Below are 16,767 nucleotides of genomic sequence, written 5' to 3'. Positions count from 1 at the left end.
AACGCGAATTTTACTAATTTTCAATGCTTAAAGGAAATTAGTGTCCTTGGGGTTTTCGACTTTCTTTCCGGCAAAGGGAAAAAATCAGATAATAAGCTTTCGAATTTCCATGAACACCAGAAAGTAGCTTATAAGGAGTAAATATTGATTGCCCCATTTAAGAAACTGGCCTTATGGAAGGAAAGATCAAAGATAGTGGTGGCTATGTATTAAGCCAGTGACCTGAATGTAGGGCAGGTGTTGTTACCGAACCACCGAACTGAGCAAATTCATCTTTTTCACCGATACGGCTTTTTACTTTTCTATTGGAGTATTGGTAGGGATGGCTGAGGATATGGAACTTAGACTTGAAGGATCCAAAAAATCCTTTAATTTCGCGGCATGGATTCAGGAAATAGCATTTATGAAGTATTAGGGGAAGATAAAATCAAAAACCTTGTCCATCATTTTTACCGCCATGTGGAAGAATCCCCTGAATTAAGGAAACTATACCCTGAAAAGGATTTGGCACCTGCAGAAGAAAGGCTATTTTTGTTTTTGGTCCATGTTTTCGGAGGTCCGCATACTTACCTGGAACTGCGCGGACATCCCATGCTCAGAAGAAGGCATTTTCAGTGGGCCATAGACGACAACATGAGGAATGTTTGGTTAGACTGCATGTTTCGGGCCATGGACAAAATAGAGATAGAAACAGATACAAGAGAAGCCCTTATGAATTATTTTATAAAAGTGGCCAATCATATGATCAACCAATAAGTATGGTTATTTTAAGAAGTATTTATTCCATATATGCACTCCTGGTATTTTTGACCACATTTATCATCCTTTTTCCGGTATTTTGCCTGGCGGCATGGATACCGGGATGGCAAAAATATGGTAGGGTGGTCAACCAATTCTGGGCAAAAATTTACTTTGTCCTGATCGGAATGCCTATACAGGTCGAAGGGAAAGAAAATATCCAAAAGGGGCAGTCTTACATTTTTGTGGCCAACCATTTTTCTTACCTGGACATCCCTTTTATGGGTTTATTGCCTGGAGATGTCGTATTTGTCGGCAAAAGCTCCATTGCAAAAGTCCCTCTCTTTGGTTATTATTTCAAAAAGCTACATATCGCCGTCAACCGTTCTTCGCTAAGAAGTCGTGGAGAAGTTTTCATCAAGGCAAAAAAGGCAATCAGCCAAGGCAGCAGTATTGTCATTTTCCCAGAAGGCGGAATCACTACCGGTGAACCGCCGCATATGAACCGCTTTAAGGATGGGGCATTTTCTTTGGCCATAGATAAACAAATCCCCCTAATTCCTGTCACCTTATCATTTAATCATTTAATTTTGCCTGATGACGGCAGGCTACTATTGAATTTCAGAAGGGGAAAAATAGTCATCCATCAGCCATTGTACACAGATGGGAAGACTTCTAAAGATTTGCCTGGTCTTAGGGACAAATGCTATGAGATCATTCAAAACCAACTTTGGACTGACAATCAGCTGCTGGACTCGGAAAAAACAATTATCAAAAGTGTATGAAAATAGATTTAAATACAGTTAAAAAAATTGCCCATTTGGCCCGCTTGGAATTCGACGAAGAAGGTGCTGAAAAAATGATGAAAGACATGACCCAGATTCTGGATTGGGAGGAGCAACTTAATGAAATCAATACTGAGGGCGTTGAACCACTAACCACCATGTCCTCAGAAGTAAATGTGCTTAGGGCAGACAAGATGGGCGAACACCTTAGCCATGAAAGAGCACTGCAAAATGCCCCTCAGAAGGATTCGGATTATTTCAGGGTTCCCAAGGTTCTTGAATAATGTCGGTACAGGCAGGCAGACAAGCAGAAAAATTAATATTCAAAGGCCTTCCCTTTATGCTGAGCATTATTGGAGGCCTTTTGCTATTATGTAGCTTTTTTATCTGGGATGGAAAAATCATGCCTATCATACCGGGGATTTTCTCTGAGACAGTAAATATTCCGGTAAATTTTTACAAAATAGGCTCCGAGGTTTTCTCATTGGAAATGGACAATTTCCTTGTTTTCCAGAATTTTCAATCCCTTCCCCCAGCAACATTTCCTCAACTCAGCATCCTATATGGAGCCATTATCTGGATATTGCTCATTCTAGGATTGAGTCTTATCAGCACCTTGAAAAGGATGTACTTTATCATTGCCACGGGCCTGACCATGTTTCTGTTCACCTCAAGTGGTATCAATGGCCTTAATATAGGAGGAGTATCAAGCAATTTAGCGTTGATCCTTTTATTAAGCGGCACCATCCTACCAGTGGTTTTAATTTCCTTTTTTGCAGATTCACTGGGATTGTATCAAAGGTTTTTGATCTTACTTACCGTTTCTTCTCTTAGCCTCTGGGGTTTGGTAAGTTTTTCGGATATAGAACAACCCTGGCTTTGGCTTTCTGAAAACATCACTTTCCCTGCTGCGATAATCTCGGTTTTGTTTTTACTACATATTGGTCATGCAGTAATTTCAAGTGTTACCGTGCTGCTGATAAGATTGAACAAAGGAACAGGAATCAAAATCCTCTGGCATTTGGTGGTCATTTTTATCATTTACTTCCTTCTCCTGATTTTCAGCTTATTGCACTTGACAGGAGAAGTCAATTTACCTTTCCCTACCCTAGCCCCATTGGTTTTGATGTTGGTTGCAGGCTTTTTAGGATATGGAATCCTGAAATTAAAGATCGAACAGACAGATCAGTATTTTGAAAGTCCCCTCATCGGGAAATCTTTTTATTGGTTGGGCTTTGCCATTACCGTATTTACTTGGACCAAAGCAGATTTCACAGGAAACCAACCTTTGTTTGAGTTTTTAAACCATGCTTTTATTTATGGACAGATCGCATTGAGTTTGTTGTTTTTCCTATACACTTTGGCCAACTTTTATGAGATCATCAATAGCGGAAGGGACATAGAGAAAGTCCTTTTCAAACCCCAGTTTTTTGCTTACTTCCACATGCGGATCGGAGCCATAATGGCATTGGTAATTTTGGTGATTTATGCGGATGGGGTGGTAGGCATGCAGCTTTCATCTTTCAGTACCAATATTACCGCTGATTATTATTACCAGAGCAAAAGACCTCTGGAAGCAGCAATTCTCTATGAAAACAGTTGGCTACAATACCGGAAAAATTTCAAGGCTAAAAATGCCGCTGCCCATCTTCGCTTTCAATTAGGAAATGCCAATGAAGCCATGGAGCACTTGTATCAAAATTTTGACTATGTGCCATCTGTCCAGAATATCCTTTTGCTAAGTGATAAATTACACCAGCAGGATAAGATTTTCGATGCTGTTTTTTACCTGGAGAGGGGCTTGGAAATCTTTCCTGAAAATCCCTTTCTGCTCAATAATCTAGCACTACTTTATTCCAAACTGAACAGACCTTCAGACGCTTATGCGCGTTTAGAGAAGATGAAGGCGGAGAAGGTCATTGGACAATCCAATTTGCTTGGGCTTAAGGTCAAACACCAGACAAAAATCGAAGAGGGACTGGATATTTATCCAGACTTACCTTATCAAATCAACTTCCTTGCACATGCCAACAGACAGGGGAATTTTGCTCCATTTGTCCTCTCCACCAAAGACCTACCTGAAAATTTTACACTTAAAACAGCCATTCTTCGAAATCAATGGAGCAATCAGGTCAGTAGCAATTATGATGAAGACATCCTTATGCTAGATAGCCTGATCGGTCAGCAACAGATGAGCTTCGAAGAAAGAAATTACCGGGAAACCCGGATTTTGAGAACATTGCAGGACAGTCACATCAATGAAACCCTAAAATACCTGAATGGGACAGCTGCTTCCTTCCCTAATTCAGCGGCTTATTACCATGCCATGGCCGCTAAGATACTGGCAGGCCAATGGGATTTGGTGAAAGCCTCCATAGATTTAATGGTTGCTTTTGAAAAAGGATTTGAAAATTTCCAACCCGTACACTTGGCCATTCTCTATTTTGGAGGAAAACCATTAGAAGCGATTTCCATTCACCATAAATTTGCGGTAGATTTCCCTGATTGGATGGAATGGAATGAAGCTGGTAAGCTGATAGATAGCCCACAGGTAAAATTCTGGGCTGCCCTGGGCAAGTTCCACGAACAGCTACCGGAAGATCTATTAAATGCTTTGGAGGGATTTGATTCGGAAACTTTAGAGGCTGAATGGGCCCTGGCCTTGATGCGGCACAAGCTTCATGCTTTCGATGTCAATGAATTCAAAAAAATCAAGGAAAAAATTTTGGGACAAAGTTCCACTGCCTGGTCCGAAGCTTCCTTGGATCAATGGTATGAATTTGTACATGGGACTATGGAAAAAATGGATCCTTCAATTTCCCCAATTTTCAGCCCAGAACTTGGATTGGACAGAAATGCCTATTGGACACCACTGATATGGAAAAAATTCAGAGAGACTGAAGATGAGATGAGCAGGTATGAGCTGCTTCAGGAAGCCATTCAATTTACAAGAGATCCTGTATTATGGATATCCTATGTCAATCAGAGCAGAAAGGTGGGACTGGAAAATTATGCAAGTTCAGCCTTAGCTGAAATGGGACAGTGGCTGAATGCTTCCCAACTTGAAAAACTTCAAATGGAAAACTATTGGTAAATAGTGCCGTTTGATAGAAGTATATTTTTCCATTTTTAGTTTTTGGTTTAAATTGAGCAAAAATATTCACCGATGAAAAAAATTATTGAAACAAAAGACATCAAGAAAACATACCGCATGGGTGCTGAGGAGGTACAGGCACTCAAATCGGTTTCAATTGAAGTTAACAAAGGTGAATATGTAGCCTTTATGGGACCTTCCGGTTCAGGAAAATCTACTTTGATGAATATCATCGGCTGTTTGGATACCCCAACTAGTGGGATTTATATCCTAAACGGAAAAGATGTAAGTGACATGTCTGAAAATGAATTGGCTGAAATCAGAAACAAAGAAATTGGATTTGTATTTCAGACTTTTAACCTATTACCAAGAGCTTCTTGCCTGGAAAATGTAGCATTACCGCTCATCTATGCAGGTTATGGAAAAGCTGAAAGGGAAGAAAAAGCCTTTCAGGCGTTGAAAAATGTGGGACTGGGAGACCGTGTTAACCATAAACCAAATGAACTTTCCGGTGGTCAGCGTCAAAGGGTGGCTATTGCCAGGGCATTGGTAAATGATCCGAGTATCATATTGGCTGATGAACCAACTGGAAACCTGGATTCAAAAACTTCCTATGACATCATGGAGCTATTTCATGAACTTCATCAAAAAGGAAATACCATTATCATGGTTACCCACGAAGATGATATTGCCCACTATGCCCATCGTATTGTAAGGTTGAGAGATGGTTTAGTAGAAACTGATACAATTAATCCCAATCCTACCAGGGGAAAAGTTGTAATGGCCATGGAATAGACCTGTTTTCAGTTTTTTTACAAATCAATTGTTACTTTTGTAGTATTATAAGGAGAGAGGACCTTATAGAATTTATTTCCAGGAATGAAAATTTACACCAAAACAGGAGATACGGGCAAAACTTCCCTTTTGGGGGGCAGTAGGGTTTCAAAAGCAGACCTTAGGATAGATGCTTACGGTACTGTAGATGAATTGAACAGCTACATTGGATTACTCAGGGACCAAGAAATCAATCAAAAAAGAGAAGGCCTACTAAAAGAAATCCAGGACAGGCTGTTTACCATTGGAGCTGCTTTGGCTACGGAGCCTGGCAAAGAAAAAGTAAAGCGTCCCGACCTGCATAACGAAGATCTGGAGCTGTTGGAAAAAGAAATTGATGCCATGGAATCCCAATTGCCACCATTACGCCATTTTATCCTTCCTGGAGGGCATCAGGTAGTATCATTTTGCCATATCGCAAGGACAGTTTGTCGCCGCACAGAAAGGTGTGTGATCGATCTTATAGAAATAGAACACGTGGATGAAATCATTATCAAATATTTAAACAGACTTTCCGATTATCTTTTTGTCTTGGGCAGATTAGTAGCCCAAGAATTAAAAGTAGAAGAAGTAACATGGAAGCCAAGAATGTAACCAGATGAAAACAACCTTACAAATCAACATCAGCAAAACCAAACAATCCCGATTACCTGAAACCGATTTTGATAATCTAGTTTTCGGAAAGTCTTTATCAGACCATATGTTTGTGGCCGATTATAAAAACGGAGAATGGTCAGATTTGAGGATAGAGCCATATGCCCCATTGATGCTGAATCCTGCCAATTCTACACTACATTATGGTCAATCCATTTTTGAAGGGATGAAAGCCTATAAAAATGAAGCAGGAGAAATATTGATATTCAGGGCAGATGCCAATCAAAAAAGGCTGAATGAATCAGCTGTGAGAATGTGCATACCTGAGCTTCCTGAAGAAATTTTTATGGAAGGTTTGATGACTTTATTGGATCTGGACAGGGAATGGATTCCTAACAAACCAGGCTATTCCTTATATATTAGGCCATTTATTTTTGCTACAGATGATTATTTGGGGGTAAAACCTTCAGAGACTTACAAGTTTATGATTTTTACTTGCCCTGTAGGCCATTACTACTCCAAACCCGTAAGTGTTAAAGTAGAACAACATTACACAAGAGCCGCTGAAGGAGGAACTGGATTTGCAAAGGCAGCAGGAAATTATGCAGGTTCACTCTACCCTGCCCTATTGGCACAAAAACAAGGCTATGACCAATTGCTATGGACTGATGCCAAAACACATGAGCATATTGAGGAGAGTGGCACCATGAATGTGATGTTCATGATCAATGACACACTGATCACAGCCCCTACCCACACAGGAACCATTCTGAAAGGAGTTACCAGAGATTCTGTATTAAAACTGGCCAGGGAAATGGGCTATGTGGTAGAAGAACGTTTCCTAAAAGTCTCAGAATTAGAAGCTGCTCTTAAGAATGGCAGCTTACAGGAAGCTTTTGGGACCGGAACTGCAGCTACTATTGCACATATTGCAAAAATCAATGTCAATGGTAACGATTATGAACTTCCTAAAAAACCGGAATATGCATTTTCCAATCTGGTGCTGAAAAAACTTGATGATATCAAGTACGGAAGGATTCCTGATAGCAGAGGCTGGATTGTGAAGGTTTGAGGAATGAGGAATGGAGAATGTGGAATGAGTAATGTGGAATGGAGAATGAGAAATGAGGAATGAAGAGCGAGTTGTCGAATGAAAGTAGGATTTCGGAAGGCAGATTTGAATGTTTGATTTGGAAATTGAAAGCCAATAAATGCCTGAAAGGCCGTTTAGTTACAGCCCGGGGCAAAGCACTGGTTAAATGGGATAAAGGTGTAACAGAGGTCTGAAGGACCGACAGGACAAATGGGATTTAGAAAGATGGTGGTCAGAAGTGGAAGGAGGGGTTTTTGAAATATTAAAGAGTTAAGGTATTTAAGGAATTCCTTCAGAACTTAGCTGTATTCCAAGAGATTTACTTTATCAGGCCATTGTCAAGTCTTTACAATCCAATTATAACATTTTCAATAAAAATCCCGCATCGAAAAATGCGGAAAGACAAAGAGAAATCCTGCATATCAGAACGCGGGGTCTTATTTTACGTTTAGTTTGGACAGGAGCAAACAAAGCAAATCCCCATGAATCCAAAGAGCAGCTTAATTTTCATTTTGATTTTTTGTTTGACTGGTATTTGGGAACCGGTATTTGGCCAAAAATTCATTCTCCTTCAAAGAGGCTCCAATCAAAAATCAAGGCTTAAATATGAAATCGGAGAGGAATTCATTTATAAGACCAAAGGTACTGATTACTTTGTATATGAAAGGATCAAAGACATTACCCCTGAAGCCATAGTGCTCACAGAGAACCTGTTACTCCCAAGTGATATTGCTGAAGTTTTCATCCTTCATAAAGATCCCCGCAACAGTACAATTGGCAATTTGGGATACCTAGGAATGGGCGGCGGACTGGTTTTTCTCCTGGGAAGTACAATTAACAGCTTGTACCAAAATGGGGATCTTTCTGATGTCAGTAATTCATGGGCCTGGCCGGTAGGGCTTTTTGCCACAGGTTTTGCAATCTCAAAATTGAAATACAAAAGGTTCCGCCATGAAGGAAAGAACAAGATTCAATTGGTAATTCTCTACGGGGATTGAAAAGACTTAGGTTTAAAGGATTATTTTACCGAATTTTGCACCGCAAAAAAACAATATAATTATGACCGCAGACCAGTTGAAAGACTTGAAAGCCCGTGTTTCGGCTTTGAGGAGGTATCTTTGACTACGATAAAAAGAAAGCTGAAATAGAAGATTTAGAGGCTGTTTCTTCACAACCTGACTTTTGGAATGATCCGGAGGAGGCAGAAAAAACGATGAAACAGATTCAGGCAAGAAAAGGATGGACCACTTCTTTTGAAAAAGTGGAGGGTTTACTACAGGACCTGGAAGTTTTATACGATTTTTATTCAATGGATGAAGTCTCTGAAGAGGAGATGAAATCTGAATACCAGAAATCCCTTAAAGAGATAGAGGAACTTGAGCTCAAAAAAATGTTGAGCAGTGAGGAAGACCAGCTATCTGCCATGTTGGAAATCAATCCTGGTGCCGGAGGAACAGAGAGTAATGACTGGGCTTCTATATTGATGAGGATGTACATCATGTGGGGAGAGAAAAACGGCTACAAAGTTACTGAAGTGGACCTTCAGGAGGGTGAAGTAGCGGGTATCAAGTCTGTTACTTTACAGTTTGACGGACCTCTGGCCTATGGTTTCCTTAAATCAGAGACCGGGGTGCACCGTCTGGTAAGGGTATCACCTTTTGACTCCAATGGAAGGAGGCATACTTCATTTGCTTCGGTGTATGTATATCCTGTGGTAGATGACACCATTGACATAGAAATCAATCCATCAGATATTGAATTTCACACTTCCCGTTCTGGTGGTGCCGGAGGTCAGAACGTCAACAAAGTAGAAACCAAAGTCCAGTTGACACACAAGCCTACAGGTATTGTAGTGGTATGTCAGGTGGAACGTTCCCAGTTGGCCAACCGTGAAAGGGCCATGCAGATGTTGAAATCCAGACTCTATCAGATGGAGATGGAAAAAAGAAATGCAGAAAGGGCAAAAATTGAATCCAGCAAGTTGAGAATAGATTTTGGTTCGCAGATCAGAAACTACGTTCTTCATCCTTACAAATTGGTAAAAGATGCCAGAACAAGTTATGAAACTTCAGATGTCCAACATGTTTTGGATGGCGGACTGAATGAATTTATAAAAGCTTACCTTCTCGCACAAAGTGAGGAAGAAGCCAAACAAGACTGATTCTTCAAACCTTCCGGAGGACTTTTCTTCGGAAGGTTTTTTCATATACCAAGCATCCCTATTCCTCCACTGATCAGAAAATGAAAATACTTCCTCCTTTTTTCACTTGGAATTTCTTCATGCTCTGTCTGAGTTCATTTCTATTTTTCGCCAGCTTTAACATGATCATTCCAGAGCTTCCTGCCTATCTCACTTCATTAGGGGGTGAAGATTACAAGGGGCTTATCATATCCCTGTTTACGCTGACTGCTGGACTTTCCAGACCATTCAGCGGAAAACTTGCGGATAAGATTGGGCGAATTCCAGTCATGGTATTCGGGGCTGGAATCTGTTTTGTGGTGAGCCTGATGTACCCTGTAATCACATCAGTGGCAGGTTTCCTATTACTCCGATTTGTTCATGGGTTTTCAACCGGTTTTACCCCGACAGGTGTTTCAGCCTATGTAGCCGACATTGTACCCTTCAACCGAAGGGGGGAAGCTATGGGCTTACAATCGCTCTTTGGGTCAATGGGTATGGCGGCTGGCCCGGCACTTGGAGGATACATCGGTCAAATTTGGGGCATTGAGCCATTATTTTATGCATCCGCCTTTACAGCCATTCTGTCCATCCTGGTCATCATCCGCTTAAAGGAAACCATGCAGGATCCTGAGAAAATGAGCAGGAAACACCTTCGGTTACACAGGCATGAAATCATTGAAAAGAGAGTACTCCAACCCTCATTGGTTTTACTTCTGACTGTATTTTCCTTTGGTACTGTTCTGACGATAATTCCTGATTACTCCGAATATCTAGGCATCCAAAATAAAGGATTGTTTTTTGCGGTCTTTACACTTTCATCCTTAGGTATTAGGATCATTGCCGGAAAAACATCTGATAAATATGGACGAATTCCTGTGATGAAGGTAGCAACTCTATCAATGGCAATTGCTATGGTACTGATTGCTTTTGCACAAAGTAAAACCATGCTGATGTTAGGTGGCGTGATCTTTGGCTGTTCAGTGGGCATGAACTCCCCGACCATTTCCGCTTGGACCATTGACCTTTCATTGGATGCGTATAGGGGAAGGGCCCTGGCGACAATGTACATTGCTTTGGAAGCAGGTATTGGCATTGGAGCTTTGATTTCAGGATGGGTATTTGCCAATAAAGCTGAAAATTTCCCATTGGTGTTTTCCCTTGGTGCCATTACGGCCATTATTGCATTTTTCTACCTATTTCTTCTCCCCAAAGAGCAAAGGTTTTTGGTGCCTGAGGACAAGGAGTAGAAGAGTAAAATTGATAAGTTCAAGGATTTAATCTTAAAAAAGCGCTGATTACCAAAAAGCAAAAAGTCCAGCGTACTGGACGCTGGACCATGTTTATCTATTTTTCAAATGCGGCTGGGGCCTTGGTATAGGCATGATTTCTCTTTGCCTTCCATTCAGATAAGTCACTTTTTGACCATCAAAGAAAGCCCCTTCTTCCAACATTACCCTGAGGTCTTTGTTCCATTCCTTTACAAATACAACAGCATTCAATTCTATGGCATACAATGTATTGGGGTAGAGCGGATAATCTCCAGCACCAGGAGTATCCCCTTGATTGTCCCACATACCAATGGTAGGTCCGGAAGCATGTCCATGTGTTCCCAATGGATGGGAGTAAATACTGCCTCTAATTCCCTCTCTATCCATTTGTTTTCTGGTTTCACGGAGGATATCATTACCTGTTCTTCCCTTTACAAAATTAGAAGTCAGGATATCCTGTAACCTGTTACCTATTTTGAAAGCCTCTTTGAGATACTGAGGCACATCATCTTCACCTGGTTTAAGTACATAAGCCAACTGTTGGGTGTCAGTATTTAATCTCAGGTAAGTAATCCCAAAATCAATATGTAGCATATCTCCGGGCATGATCACTTCAGATGCTGCTTTTACTGCAAAGTTTCTTTCACTTTCTTTATTGGTAGGATCAGCTCTTTGTATATCTACGGAAGGATGGAACCAGGTATCCAGTTTCAATTCCTTGATTCTTTCTCTATACCACCACTGCACATCTTCTGTAGTAGTAACACCTGGAGTAATGACCTTTTCTGAAAGTCCATCAGCAATGATATCATTAGCAATGGACTGAATATGTCGGTAAGTAGCCATTTCAGCATCTGTTCTTGTTTCCAGCCATCCTACTGCAAGGTTTTGTGCAGATACTACTTTGCTATGGTAATTTTCCGGAAGGTATTCCATTAAAGTATTGTACTCGGTCAGGTTGAGACCGTCAGCGTGCCCATAATCTTTGGACATGTTGATGCCTATTTTGTTGGGATTTCGCTCAACAATTAGATCCGTCAATTGCTTCCACTGGTCCGGCTGAGTTTCAGGTTCCCAGGCTTTTTTGAAAGATTTCCCCACATCATATCGGGCTACAGCCAAAGCTTCAACATTGGAAGCCCCTGGTGCTTTATAGATCAGCAACATGGTTCTTCTCCTTGCCGCATGCCAGGTAGCAGGCAAAAAGGTCCTGATCACAGGGTCTTCATTGTACTCCCTGGAAATTATCAGCCACATATCTATTCCGGCCCTATCCATCAGGGAAGGCAAAAGGGTTTCAATTCTTTCTTCCAGCCATTTGTCAATAACAGCAGCCTGTTCCCTTTGGGAAAGGATGTGGAATTTTTGGGAAAAAGCAATTGAAGCACTCATGAGGAAAAGTATGAGGAGCGTTAGTAGGCGTTTTTTGTCCATAAAATCTATTTTTTTTAACAAGTTTTGGAAAATAGAAAAGAAATCGAACAATTAAAAGCAAAACTATGTGAGTGATACCTGACGCTTACTTTGATAAATCAATTTGGCACTTAGGGAATGGAATCTATAGAGTAACATCACCCCAGTCACGGTGAGTCCGATAAGTAGTCCATACCAAATTCCCACTTCCTGAAGGTTAAATACAAATCCAAAAACATACCCTAATGGTAAGCCAATCACCCAATATGCCACAAGGGTAACGATCGTAGGAACCCTGACGTCGGCCATGCCCCTTAAGGCCCCTAATCCGACCACTTGTATGCCATCTGACAACTGAAATAATCCTGCAATGATCAACAAAGTAGCGCTCATTTTAATCACATCAATATCGTCTATGTAAAGGGCAGGCAAAAATTCCCTAAACAGTATAAAGATGACTGCAGTAGCACTCATGAATATAGCTACCATCACAAAAGCAGTAAAACCTGCTTCTCTAAGGGTCTTGATGTCATTCTTCCCTAATTGATTACCAACACGGATCATAGCGGCAGTGGAAAGTCCCGAAGCCATCATATAGCTGATAGAAGCCAAATTGATTGCAATCTGATGGGCAGCTAGGGCTGTTACCCCTATCCAGCCCATCATAATGGCAGCAGAACTGAAGGCGCCTACCTCAAAAATGAACTGAAACCCTGTAGGTACACCTATCCTAAGCATTTTAGAAACCATGGGAAAACTGAGCCTCTTGAGTTTAAAACTCAATTGATACGGCAGGTATCGCTTTGATTTGAAAACATAATAGCACATAAACAAACCCATCATTACCCTGGAAATCAAAGTCGCCCAACCAGCACCATTCAATCCCATTTCCGGAAAGCCCAGGTTTCCATAAATCAAGACCCAATTCAGAAATACATTGACCGCATTACAGATCAGAGTAATATACATGGCCTGTTTGGTTTGGGAAAGTCCTTCAGCAAACTGTTTTAAAGTCTGGAATAGCATAAAGGGCAATAATGAAAAAGTTATGATAGCTAAATAGGGAATGGCCAAAATGACCACCTCTACTGGTTGATTGAGATGATAGAGCATTGGCGAGGCCATGATAATCAATAGAAACAGCATTAGGCCGGATGCCAAATTGATACTCAAACCATGGTTAAAAAGTCTTGAAATTCTTTTGGGATTGTTTTTGCCATCGGCCATAGCTACCAGAGGAGTCATGGCCATGGAGACACCAATACCAAACATCAGGACCACAAAGAAAATACTATTGGCAAGAGAAGCTGCAGCAAGTGGTTCGGCACCCAAGCGACCTACCATCATACTGTCTGCCACACCTACGAGTACCTGTCCCAGCTGACTCAGCATTACGGGAAAAGCTAAGTTAAACGTCTTTGAAAAATTGTCCTTAAAATTACCAATCATGGCTATTTTATTGTGTCAAAATCCTTTCATCCTGGCTACTTTGAGTAAGCCCGCTATGCTGATAGCGTCTGTTATTTCACCATTCATAACTTTCTCTACAGCTTTCTGCAAAGGTAACCTGATTATCTTTAAAACCTCTGTTTCATCAAATTCAGTTTCACCCTGAATCAGATTTTCTGCAAGGAAAACAAAACCTTCCTCATCAGTGACAGAATTGGAAGTATGTATCCGCAAGATATTTGTCCATTTCTCTGCAGTAAGCCCAGTTTCTTCCTTTAATTCTCTTTTTGCAGATTCCAGAAGGTCATTTCCTATCGGTCCACCGCCCATTGGAATTTCCCAAGAGTATTCATCTAATGGATAGCGGTACTGTCCAACAAGCCAAGTGAAACCATCCTGATCCAAAGGAACTATGCCCAATGCCTTATTTTTAAAAGAAACCTTTCCATAAATTCCCTCATTACCTGAAGGATTGATCACCTGATGCTCCTCTAAAATTATCCAGGGGTTTTCAAATATTTTAGCCTTACTTTTTGTTGTCCAAGGGTTGTTTTCCATAACATAAAAAAAGGGTGACTAAAAGCCACCCTCCAAATGAGTTTATCTAATTTTTCTATTCAGGGATAGGCAATACTTTGCTATCCTTAAAGGTAGAAAGAATAACCATTGATTGCATAGAGTCTACCTCTTTGATTTCACTTACCTTCTCAAGCATCAATTTTTGGTAGGCTGTGATATCTTTAGCAATAATCTTAAGGATAAAATCACCTGTACCAGTTATGTGATGACACTCGATCACCTCAGGAATCTGGTTGATTTCTTTCATAAAGGCATCGATGTTGCCTTTATTATGACCAATCAGGCTGACCAAAACAAAAGTGCTTACACCCAAACCGATCTTTTCCGGATCCAATTTTGCATGGTAGCTCTTGATTATACCTGATTGCTCTAATTTTTTTACTCTCTCCAAAGTCGGTGCAGGAGACAATCCAATGTCTTTCGAAAGTTGAGCGTTGGTGATTTTGGCGTTGGCCTGCAGGATTTCAAGTATCTTGCGGTCTATCTTATCGAATTTCACTTTTATGCTATTATCCATATTCAGAATTTTTTCAGAATTTTATGCGGTACAAATGTAATATATTTTGATATTATTTTAAAGCAATTGTCAACAAAAAACGGAGCTCATTTCGAAATATTGTTACGGTAAGAGAGGTTTTTCACAATTTTTTCCTTTGAAATATTTTAGCTATATCGGCAAATTTCAAATTATCTCCTGATTTTTAATCCTTATAACGAGGAAATCAAATTAAAGTTTATTCTTTTTTATATAATCTCTCGCTTCTTTGTGTGCAGGATGTTTTCTTTTGGCGTATTTCTTCACTTTGTTGAAATATTCTTTTGCCTGTGCTTTATTTTTATCCTCATTGGCCATTTTTCCCAATGCTATCAAGGAATAGAGATAATAGCCACTTTCCTGACTTTCTGATTCCTCTCCATAGGAAAGTGTTTGCAGGTAATATTTCTTGGCATTATTGCGGTCATTGACCCTATCATAATACTGTGCTAAATAAAATGCTGCATACCTTCCACTGTTGGCCTCATACCCAGTCCATTTTTCATCAATTCTTTTGAGTATCTCTTCTGACTGCTCTTTGGATTCCGAAATCCTGCCAACAGTGTACAAGTGTCTCGCATAGGAACGATGGAAATAGGGGTTATTGGGAAATTTAGCATGCAGGTAATCCGTAATTGCTAAAGCTTTATAAGGCTGCTTTTCTTCAGAGGCATAAAGACGGAACAGAAAATATTGGGCCTCCACCCTGGCATAAAAGGCATTCTGTGCCACATCCTCCAGCTGTTTTAATCCCAAGGCTTTATTGCCTTTAGGAAAAAGTGCTACCACAGGTTTAAGTATTGGGTAATTTTCCGGTATCCATACTGAGAAATAATTGAACAAGGCATCCCCCAATAACAATTCAGGATTGAGCTCCTCCTCCCCTTTACTCATATTCAGGTATTTGAGGGCATTTTTCCCTGCAAAAGTAGCTTTGGTCCAACTTTTTCTTTCACTTAGGAGTCTACCCTGGAAACCATAAGCTCCTGCCAAGAAAAAAGCAGCCTCTTTATTTGTTTCATCCTTATCAAGCATACGCTTGGCCTTATCAATTACCAAATCCATCTGCTTGAGGAAAACATCATCATACTTCTTATTCTCCACATCTGGGGCTATTTTCCACCAGGTGCTCAAGCCTATCAAAAAATAAGGAAGTGGATGATCAGGATATTGATATTGCATTACCTTGAAACCCCTTTCTGCTTTCTCAAAATCAAAATTATATAAGGCATTTACATTCTCTGTAATCCTGAACTGGAGGCCCTTATCCAGCAAAAGGTAAGGAGAGCTATTTTCTCCAATTTTATCCAATGCTAAATTCGCATTTGAATTTGTCTCCTGGAAAGCAAATCCACGAACCGATATTCCACCTAACAAAAAGCAGGTAATGAACATCAGCATATTTACCCCGTTTTTTACACTCAATTGCATACTTGTTCTAAATATCCCCCAAAATTATAGGGTAATCCAAATAATCGTTTAGATTTGGTGTTATTTATTTCTATTTTATGCCCAACAACTCAGCCACTCTCTCAGAACGTATAGAATCGATTTTAGATTTCGACAAAAGGATATTTTTTTTCATTTTGGTCTTATTTTTTATCGCTATCCGCTATATCACCAATGACCTTATTTTACAATCCATACCAGGATATGAAAAATTGAACGAAGAGGGCTCTTTTATGATTTTTCATATTTTCAATACACTCAATTATTTATGGACCCCTTTTGCCTTACTTTGGAAATTCACGCTTATTTCTTTTCTCATCTGGACAGGAGCTTTTACCCTTGGTTATAAAATTTCTTTTAAGCTGCTTTGGCAATATGTCATGGTTGCAGAAGTGGTTTTTATCCTACCGGAGCTTTTTAAGATGATTTACTTCATCCTCCCTGATGATACAGTAAGCTTTCAAGATATCCGTGATTATTATCCACTCTCTTTATTTTCCCTAATAGATAGTGACTCCCTTCCTGCCAAATTTCATTACCCATTCCGGGCCATCAATCTTTTTGAAGTCATTTATATTTATTTGTTAACCTTGGGGTTTCAATACCTCAGCAAGAAAAGTTTTTCCAATGCTTTTGTGGTCATCCTTATCAGTTATGTGTTCTTTTTCCTGTTATGGCTGGCTTTTTATATACTGGTATATAAATAAGTCCATTCCCCAAAAAAAGTATTCCCTTATTTTTTTTGATTGGTATA

General features: G+C 40.1%; 16 protein-coding genes. 11 read left to right on the top strand and 5 right to left on the bottom strand.

The window, feature by feature from the left end:
- Nucleotides 1–381 precede the first annotated feature (381 nt).
- From CLV48_RS12425 to CLV48_RS12380, 10 genes are all read left to right on the top strand, one after another.
- Complete coding sequence (locus tag CLV48_RS12425; RefSeq protein ID WP_106567607.1) at nucleotides 382–756, top strand: globin domain-containing protein; 375 nt, start codon at nucleotides 382–384, stop codon at nucleotides 754–756.
- A 2-nt stretch (nucleotides 757–758) separates the two neighbouring features.
- Nucleotides 759–1,523 (top strand): lysophospholipid acyltransferase family protein, encoded by a 765-nt coding sequence (locus tag CLV48_RS12420; protein WP_106567606.1) that lies wholly within the window; start codon nucleotides 759–761, stop codon nucleotides 1,521–1,523.
- On the top strand, nucleotides 1,520–1,807 hold the full coding sequence (gene gatC / locus CLV48_RS12415; RefSeq protein ID WP_106567605.1) for an Asp-tRNA(Asn)/Glu-tRNA(Gln) amidotransferase subunit GatC: 288 nt from the start codon (nucleotides 1,520–1,522) through the stop codon (nucleotides 1,805–1,807). Before CLV48_RS12420 ends, gatC begins: the two co-directional genes overlap by 4 nt.
- Nucleotides 1,807–4,617, top strand: a complete 2,811-nt coding sequence (locus tag CLV48_RS12410) for a tetratricopeptide repeat protein (RefSeq protein WP_106567604.1) — start codon at nucleotides 1,807–1,809, stop codon at nucleotides 4,615–4,617. Before gatC ends, CLV48_RS12410 begins: the two co-directional genes overlap by 1 nt.
- 72 nt (nucleotides 4,618–4,689) lie before the next feature.
- Nucleotides 4,690–5,412 (top strand): ABC transporter ATP-binding protein, encoded by a 723-nt coding sequence (locus CLV48_RS12405; protein WP_106567603.1) that lies wholly within the window; start codon nucleotides 4,690–4,692, stop codon nucleotides 5,410–5,412.
- Between the two features lie 84 nt (nucleotides 5,413–5,496).
- Nucleotides 5,497–6,045: a cob(I)yrinic acid a,c-diamide adenosyltransferase gene (locus CLV48_RS12400; protein ID WP_106567602.1), complete on the top strand. Its 549-nt coding sequence runs from the start codon at nucleotides 5,497–5,499 to the stop codon at nucleotides 6,043–6,045.
- A gap of 4 nt (nucleotides 6,046–6,049) precedes the next feature.
- A complete protein-coding gene (locus CLV48_RS12395; protein ID WP_106567601.1) occupies nucleotides 6,050–7,117 on the top strand; it encodes a branched-chain amino acid aminotransferase in 1,068 nt (355 codons plus the stop codon).
- Between the two features lie 503 nt (nucleotides 7,118–7,620).
- On the top strand, nucleotides 7,621–8,136 hold the full coding sequence (locus CLV48_RS12390) for a hypothetical protein (protein ID WP_106567600.1): 516 nt from the start codon (nucleotides 7,621–7,623) through the stop codon (nucleotides 8,134–8,136).
- Between the two features lie 61 nt (nucleotides 8,137–8,197).
- Nucleotides 8,198–9,299 (top strand): peptide chain release factor 2 gene (gene prfB, locus CLV48_RS12385; RefSeq protein ID WP_106567599.1). Its coding sequence is split into 2 segments (ribosomal slippage): nucleotides 8,198–8,257 and nucleotides 8,259–9,299, totalling 1,101 coding nucleotides; the frame shifts between segments, so codons are not numbered across the junction.
- Between the two features lie 80 nt (nucleotides 9,300–9,379).
- Nucleotides 9,380–10,567, top strand: a complete 1,188-nt coding sequence (locus CLV48_RS12380) for an MFS transporter (RefSeq protein WP_106567598.1) — start codon at nucleotides 9,380–9,382, stop codon at nucleotides 10,565–10,567.
- 93 nt (nucleotides 10,568–10,660) lie between these two features.
- Here the strand turns inward: CLV48_RS12380 and CLV48_RS12375 are convergent, their stop codons facing one another.
- From CLV48_RS12375 to CLV48_RS12355, 5 genes are all read right to left on the bottom strand, one after another.
- On the bottom strand, nucleotides 10,661–12,022 hold the full coding sequence (locus CLV48_RS12375; RefSeq protein ID WP_106567597.1) for a M24 family metallopeptidase: 1,362 nt from the start codon (nucleotides 12,020–12,022) through the stop codon (nucleotides 10,661–10,663).
- 63 nt (nucleotides 12,023–12,085) lie between these two features.
- The gene (locus CLV48_RS12370; RefSeq protein WP_106567596.1) at nucleotides 12,086–13,450 is read right to left on the bottom strand and encodes an MATE family efflux transporter; all 1,365 of its coding nucleotides are present in this window, start codon (nucleotides 13,448–13,450) and stop codon (nucleotides 12,086–12,088) included.
- A gap of 15 nt (nucleotides 13,451–13,465) precedes the next feature.
- Nucleotides 13,466–14,008 carry an NUDIX domain-containing protein gene (locus tag CLV48_RS12365; RefSeq protein WP_106567595.1) on the bottom strand — a complete coding sequence of 181 codons (543 nt, stop codon included), beginning with the start codon at nucleotides 14,006–14,008 and terminating at the stop codon, nucleotides 13,466–13,468.
- A gap of 55 nt (nucleotides 14,009–14,063) precedes the next feature.
- Nucleotides 14,064–14,546 carry an Lrp/AsnC family transcriptional regulator gene (locus CLV48_RS12360; protein WP_106567594.1) on the bottom strand — a complete coding sequence of 161 codons (483 nt, stop codon included), beginning with the start codon at nucleotides 14,544–14,546 and terminating at the stop codon, nucleotides 14,064–14,066.
- 210 nt (nucleotides 14,547–14,756) lie between these two features.
- Complete coding sequence (locus CLV48_RS12355; protein WP_245889546.1) at nucleotides 14,757–15,995, bottom strand: tetratricopeptide repeat protein; 1,239 nt, start codon at nucleotides 15,993–15,995, stop codon at nucleotides 14,757–14,759.
- A 77-nt stretch (nucleotides 15,996–16,072) separates the two neighbouring features.
- Here CLV48_RS12355 and CLV48_RS12350 point away from each other — a divergent pair, with 77 nt between their 5' ends.
- A complete protein-coding gene (locus CLV48_RS12350; RefSeq protein ID WP_106567593.1) occupies nucleotides 16,073–16,720 on the top strand; it encodes a sulfate ABC transporter permease in 648 nt (215 codons plus the stop codon).
- Nucleotides 16,721–16,767 lie beyond the last annotated feature (47 nt).

Origin of the sequence: Cecembia rubra (genome assembly GCF_003014575.1) — a bacterium.
GTDB lineage: Bacteria > Bacteroidota > Bacteroidia > Cytophagales > Cyclobacteriaceae > Cecembia_A > Cecembia_A rubra.
The sequence above is the reverse complement of the archived record's forward strand: the minus strand, read 5'-3'. Positions and strand labels throughout refer to the sequence as shown.

Excerpts from the sequence above, each read along its gene's own strand:
- CLV48_RS12425 (WP_106567607.1), top strand. The coding sequence starts at position 382 with ATGGATTCAGGAAATAGCATTTATGAAGTATTAGGGGAAGATAAAATC.
- CLV48_RS12420 (WP_106567606.1), top strand. The coding sequence starts at position 759 with ATGGTTATTTTAAGAAGTATTTATTCCATATATGCACTCCTGGTATTT.
- gatC (WP_106567605.1), top strand. The coding sequence starts at position 1,520 with ATGAAAATAGATTTAAATACAGTTAAAAAAATTGCCCATTTGGCCCGC.
- CLV48_RS12410 (WP_106567604.1), top strand. The coding sequence starts at position 1,807 with ATGTCGGTACAGGCAGGCAGACAAGCAGAAAAATTAATATTCAAAGGC.
- CLV48_RS12405 (WP_106567603.1), top strand. The coding sequence starts at position 4,690 with ATGAAAAAAATTATTGAAACAAAAGACATCAAGAAAACATACCGCATG.
- CLV48_RS12400 (WP_106567602.1), top strand. The coding sequence starts at position 5,497 with ATGAAAATTTACACCAAAACAGGAGATACGGGCAAAACTTCCCTTTTG.
- CLV48_RS12395 (WP_106567601.1), top strand. The coding sequence starts at position 6,050 with ATGAAAACAACCTTACAAATCAACATCAGCAAAACCAAACAATCCCGA.
- CLV48_RS12390 (WP_106567600.1), top strand. The coding sequence starts at position 7,621 with ATGAATCCAAAGAGCAGCTTAATTTTCATTTTGATTTTTTGTTTGACT.
- CLV48_RS12380 (WP_106567598.1), top strand. The coding sequence starts at position 9,380 with ATGAAAATACTTCCTCCTTTTTTCACTTGGAATTTCTTCATGCTCTGT.
- CLV48_RS12375 (WP_106567597.1), bottom strand. The coding sequence starts at position 12,022 with ATGGACAAAAAACGCCTACTAACGCTCCTCATACTTTTCCTCATGAGT.
- CLV48_RS12370 (WP_106567596.1), bottom strand. The coding sequence starts at position 13,450 with ATGATTGGTAATTTTAAGGACAATTTTTCAAAGACGTTTAACTTAGCT.
- CLV48_RS12365 (WP_106567595.1), bottom strand. The coding sequence starts at position 14,008 with ATGGAAAACAACCCTTGGACAACAAAAAGTAAGGCTAAAATATTTGAA.
- CLV48_RS12360 (WP_106567594.1), bottom strand. The coding sequence starts at position 14,546 with ATGGATAATAGCATAAAAGTGAAATTCGATAAGATAGACCGCAAGATA.
- CLV48_RS12355 (WP_245889546.1), bottom strand. The coding sequence starts at position 15,995 with ATGCAATTGAGTGTAAAAAACGGGGTAAATATGCTGATGTTCATTACC.
- CLV48_RS12350 (WP_106567593.1), top strand. The coding sequence starts at position 16,073 with ATGCCCAACAACTCAGCCACTCTCTCAGAACGTATAGAATCGATTTTA.